This is a genomic window from Caballeronia sp. (assembly GCF_028292365.1).
GTDB lineage: Bacteria > Pseudomonadota > Gammaproteobacteria > Burkholderiales > Burkholderiaceae > Caballeronia.
Window position 1 is genome coordinate 1 of sequence record NZ_JAQGMM010000398.1, and the last position, 5,321, is coordinate 5,321.

6 protein-coding genes are annotated in these 5,321 nt (G+C 61.3%); 4 read left to right on the forward strand and 2 right to left on the reverse strand.

What is annotated here, in order from left to right:
• Positions 1–427, reverse strand: a 427-nt coding sequence (locus JWR14_RS24000) for an amino acid ABC transporter permease (protein ID WP_299713032.1), incomplete at its 3' end; no start/stop codon positions are given.
• 67 nt (positions 428–494) lie between these two features.
• Positions 495–1,352: an ectoine/hydroxyectoine ABC transporter substrate-binding protein EhuB gene (gene ehuB, locus JWR14_RS24005; RefSeq protein ID WP_299713035.1), complete on the reverse strand. Its 858-nt coding sequence runs from the start codon at positions 1,350–1,352 to the stop codon at positions 495–497.
• Between the two features lie 226 nt (positions 1,353–1,578).
• Between ehuB and JWR14_RS24010 the strand changes: the two genes are divergently transcribed.
• The 4 genes from JWR14_RS24010 to JWR14_RS24025 all read left to right on the forward strand — a co-directional run.
• The gene (locus JWR14_RS24010) at positions 1,579–2,976 is read left to right on the forward strand and encodes a PLP-dependent aminotransferase family protein (protein WP_299713038.1); all 1,398 of its coding nucleotides are present in this window, start codon (positions 1,579–1,581) and stop codon (positions 2,974–2,976) included.
• Positions 2,977–3,084: 108 nt separating this feature from the next.
• A complete protein-coding gene (gene eutB, locus JWR14_RS24015; RefSeq protein ID WP_299713040.1) occupies positions 3,085–4,059 on the forward strand; it encodes a hydroxyectoine utilization dehydratase EutB in 975 nt (324 codons plus the stop codon).
• A gap of 1 nt (position 4,060) precedes the next feature.
• A complete protein-coding gene (locus JWR14_RS24020; protein WP_299713043.1) occupies positions 4,061–5,053 on the forward strand; it encodes a cyclodeaminase in 993 nt (330 codons plus the stop codon).
• An 18-nt stretch (positions 5,054–5,071) separates the two neighbouring features.
• The coding region (locus tag JWR14_RS24025) for an aminopeptidase P family N-terminal domain-containing protein (RefSeq protein ID WP_299713046.1) at positions 5,072–5,321 on the forward strand (250 nt) is incomplete at its 3' end.

Sequence of the window (5,321 nt, forward strand, 5' to 3'; positions counted from 1 at the left end):
CGTTGATCATGGCCTGCGGCAAGACAATGCGACGCATCCTGGTCGAAGCTGGCATGTTCAATGCAAGTGCCGCTTCGTATTGTCCACCCGGCACTGAACGCAATGCGCCGCGCAGGATCTCGGAGCCATAGGCGCCGTAGTGCAACCCCAGCCCGACAATGGCCACGGTGAACGGAGTCAGTTCCAGATTGAACGGCGGCAAGGGCAACACGAAGAAAAACCAGAATAGCTGTACCAGTAACGACGTTCCGCGAAATACCTCAACGTACACGTTGGCGGTCCAGCGCAACACGCGCCATGACGATGAGCGCAGGACGGCCGCCATGCCGGCCATCACGATCGCCAGCAAGATACCGGATACCGCGATCTCGACCGTGACGAGCGTGCCCTTCATCAGCAGCGGCAAGAGTTCATGCAGGTCGCCCATGGCATTCCTCACTTAAGACGTTGAGGCGGTCCAAGCCGGCACGTGCCGGCTTGTCAAACGAAGACGGTCAGCCACCGCAGAGTTCCGCGGTGGTCTTGTCCGGGAGGTTGCTTTTATCGAAGCCGAACGGTGCGACCGTCTTCAGATGATCCGGCGTGCCGAGCCATGCCTTCAGTTGCTGGTTGACCGCGTCGCGCAGGTCGGTATCGTCCGGGCGGAAGGCGAGAGCCCCATAACCGGTGTGCTTGGGATCGTCGGTGAACTTGGGGATGGCTTCGACCGTGGGACCGGCCTTGGCGGCAAGGCCTTTCATGGTCAGCGCGGTGCCGGCGGCTGCGTCGGCGCGGCCCGCACGCACAGCCTGCAACTGCGCGGTGGTATCGGGTACTTGCAGCAATTGGCCGTCCTTGACACCTGAGTCGCGCGCATAGCCGAGCTCAACCGATCCCGCCATCACAGCCAGTTTCGCATCGGGATTTTTACCCACGTCCGCGTAGCTCTGCAGCTTCTTCGGGTTGCCCTTCAGCGTCAGCAGGGTGTCCTGGATCTGGTATTGAGGGTTGGCAAAGGCGACCTGCTTGCAGCGCTCAGGCGTGACGTACATGCCGGCTGCAATCACATCGAAGCGGCCTGCGCGCAAGCCGGGAATAAGCGAACCCCACTCGGTGAGCACCGCATCGACTTGTCTGACGCCCAGCTTGGCGAACACCTTCTTCGCAATCTCGGGCGACTCGCCCGTGACGGTGCCGTCCGGCGTGGTATAGGCAAAGGGACTTTCATTCGCGTAACCAATGCGCACTTCCCCGGTGCGCTGAATGCGCTGCAAGGTCGTTTCAGCGTTCGCTGCCGCTGCATGGGCCACCAACCCCGCCGCCGCAGCAATGGACAGCGCCCCCAGCATTCCAGACACTCGTTTGAGTTTCATGTCGATCGGTTTCCGTTTCCGTAGCGTGGTTGATTGCGCCGCCCGCGCGGCACTAGTGGCGAAAAATGCTCGCAAACCCTTGGTTTTATTCCAGTTTCGAGGTCGCGTGACATCGCCATGAACGCAGCATACAAAGCCATATTTTTGTTCTAATTGCTCTAGGACAATAATTTTTGCGGCTGCTTCTGCGCCACTATGGGAGCTGCTAAACGGAGTGGAGGCGAACGTGAACGAGCGCTGGCGTGACGCGGTGCGGACGGTGCATGGCGTCGAGTCGAAATACAAACGTCTGGTGAAAGCGATCGCAACGGACATCGAAAGCGCGGCTTTGGCGTCAGGCGCACGCTTGCCACCGCAGCGCGAGGTTGCGGCCGACCTGGCTATCAGCGTGCAGACCGTGACCAACGCGTATAAGGAACTGGAGCGGCAAGGGCTGATTCGTTGCGAGGTGGGTCGAGGCAGTTTTGTTGCCGCGCGTGTCACCGAGACCATGTCGAAATACATGCTCGATACGGCCGAGCGTGAGGTCATCGACTTCTCTATTGCGCGAATCGTCCACACCCCGGAGCACGACGCCATGTGGCGCAAAGTGTGCGCGACGCTTGCCACCGTGGAGGATCAACCCTGGATACGCGCGTTCCGGCCGATCGCGGGTTTCGAGCATCACCGGCAGGCAGGCGCCGCGTGGCTCGCCACGCTCGGCATGCCGGCGAATCCGGAGACGCTGCTGGTCACCAACGGCGCCGCCCATGGCATCTTCCTGGCGCTGGCGTCGTTCGTCGGTCCCGGCGACACCGTACTGTGCGAGAGCCTGACCGACCACGGCGTGATTGGCTCGGCCAATGTGCTGGGCTTCACGCTCAAGGGCCTTGAGATAGACGAATACGGCATACGTCCAGAACATTTCGAAGAGATGTGCGACAGCGAGCGTATCAGCGCGCTCGTTTGCACCCCGACACTGAACAACCCCACGGTTGCCTTGATGCCCGATTCGAGACGCCGCGCGATTGCACGCATTGCCGAGCGTTATGGCGTGTACGTGATCGAGGACGACGTTTATGGCGCACTGCCCGCCAAGACGCAGACGCCTATCGCCAGCCTGATTCCAGAGCTGTCTTTCTACTGCACGAGCATGACCAAGTCAGTGCTGACCGGCTTGCGAATCGGTTATCTCACCATGCCGCGCCGCCTCGCGCTGCGAGCTGAAAGCGTGCTGCGTGTGAGCAGCTGGATGGCGACGTCACCCATGGCCGAAGTCGCCACGCGCTGGATCATGGACGGGACCGCGCAACGCCTGGTCCAGGTGCAGCGCGAGCGCCTGGGGACAAGGCAAGCCATGGTGCGCGAGGTGCTGGGCCGCTATCTGCTGGGGAGTCATCCGCAAGCGCTGTCGGCATGGTTGAAGGTGCCCGATTACTGGCAAGCAGACCGCGTCACGCGCGAGTTGCGCAACCGCGAGATTGCGGTGACATCGCCCGATCCGTTTCTCGTGCGTGGCGCCGAAAGGCCGAACGCGGTGCGCCTGTGCGTGGGCGCCGAAGTGGCGGACACGACCTTTAAAACCGCGCTCGAAACCATTGGGGAAGTGTTCGAGCAATACCCGCATGTTCACGACTTCAGTTGAGCGCGCATCAACGTTCGGCACCCGTTGCACCGATTGAACTAGGACATTAAAAAGCGCTTTTTAGAACATTAGACTCAATCGCATCCACTTCATCTTGCGATCCCGTTCATGTCTGTTCTCTCGCTTGCCGATGTCTATCGCGCGCGTCGCCGTATCGAGGGACGTGTGACACACACGCCGCTGGTCGCGTCGGCATCGCTGTCGCGGATCGCGGGCACAGATGTCTATTTGAAGCTCGAAACCATGCAGCCGACCGGCAGCTTCAAGCTGCGCGGGGCGACCAACGCATTGGCTGAACTCGCTGAGCGCGGCACCATGAAAGTGGTCACTGCATCGACGGGAAATCATGGACGTGCCATTGCACATGCCGCGCGTGCGCTCGGCATGGAGGCGGCCGTGTGCATGTCGGCGCTGGTGCCCAAGAACAAGGTCGATGCCGTCACTGCACTGGGCGCGCGCGTCGTGATTGCGGGCAAGAGCCAGGACGAAGCGCAGGCGGAGGCGTTGCGTCTTGCTGGCGAAGAAGGCTTCGTATTCGTCCCGCCTTTTGACAACCTCAATGTGATTGCGGGACAAGCGACGATCGGCCTGGAGGTCATGGAGGCGTTGCCGAATACAGCGAGCATTGTCGTGCCTTTGTCGGGCGGCGGCTTGTTTGGCGGCGTCGCGTTTGCGGCCAAGCGCATCAACGCCGACGTCGCGATGATCGGCGTGTCCATGGAACGAGGCGCCGCCATGCACGCGAGTCTCACGGCGGGACGGCCAGTGCTTGTCGACGAAGTCGAGACGCTTGCAGATTCGCTTGGCGGCGGTATCGGCCTGGACAACGAACATACCTTTGCACTGACACAAGAACTTGCCGACAGCGTTGTGCTACTGGATGAAGCGTCCATTGCGCGAGGCATTGTGCATGCGTATCGCGAAGAGCGGCTTGTGATCGAAGGGGCGGCGGCGGTGGGCATTGCCGCGCTGCTTGATGGGCGTATCGACCGCGTGACGCTTCAGAGCGGTCCGGTCGTTCTGGTGGTGAGCGGTGCGAATATCGATATCGGCCTGCATCGCCGCTTGATCCTGGAGGCCTGACATGTCCGCCATCACCTTGCTCGGCGAAGCGCAGTTGCGCGCACTGGTACCACTCGATCTCGCCGCGATCGATCAGATCGAATCTGCATTCCTCTCACTCGCGACGGAAGCCGTGGCCATGCCGCCGGTCCTTCGTCTCGACCTTCCGGAGCATGCCGGCGAAGTCGATGTAAAGACCGCCTGGCTGCCTCGTTTCGATAGTTTCGCCATCAAGGTCAGTCCCGGCTTTTTCAACAATCCTGCGCTCGGCCTGCCGAGTCTCAATGGCCTCATGCTGGTGCTGTCGGCGCGGACCGGGTTGACCGAGGCTGTGCTGCTTGACAACGGTTATCTCACTGCGGTTCGCACCGCAGCCGCGGGCGCGGTTGCCGCGCGCTGGCTCGCACGCAAGGATGCAAAGCGTGTGGCCGTGATTGGGGCAGGCGAGCAGGCACGCCTTCAGTTGGAGGCGGTACGGCTCGTCCGCGAGATCGATCACGTCACCGTCTGGGCGCGCGACATGAAGCGTGCGCAGAGCTTCGCGAAGGGCACGAAAGGCGTCCGCTGCGAGGTCGCCACAAGCGTGCATGAGGCGCTTGCACTCGCCGATATCGCCATCACGACGACACCAAGCCGCAGCCCCCTCATACACGCTGAAGACCTGCACGCAGGCTTGCATATCACCGCGATGGGATCCGACGCTGAGCACAAGAACGAACTCGCACCGTCGGTTCTAGCAGCCGGACGCTATGTCTGCGACCGTCTTCAGCAAACGCGCATTCTCGGCGAGCTTCATCACGCTATAGAGGCGGGCGTGGTGGTAGAGGACGCCAGTTTTGCCGAGTTAGGCCAAGTGATTGCGGGCAGTCGACAAGGTCGCACACGGGATGACGACATCACCATTTGCGACCTCACCGGAACAGGTGCACAGGACACGGCGATTGCCGCCTTGGCACTGCAACGCGCGCGTGCGCAAAACGCGGGAATCATCTTTAACAACGACGTGACGCTCTGACAGGAGACGATGTCATTCATGACGCAACAAGCACAAGAGCAAGAGCAAGCGGGACGCGCAGCGGCACCCGCCGCACGCCTGTACTTCGAACAAAGCGAATTCGACGCACGTATTGCCAAGACGCGTCGAGCGATGCAAAAAGCGGAGATCGATCTGCTGATCGTCTCCGATCCAACCAACATGAGTTGGCTCACCGGCTACGACGGGTGGTCGTTCTACGTGCACCAGTGTGTGCTCTTGCCGATGGAAGGGGAGCCGGTATGGTTCG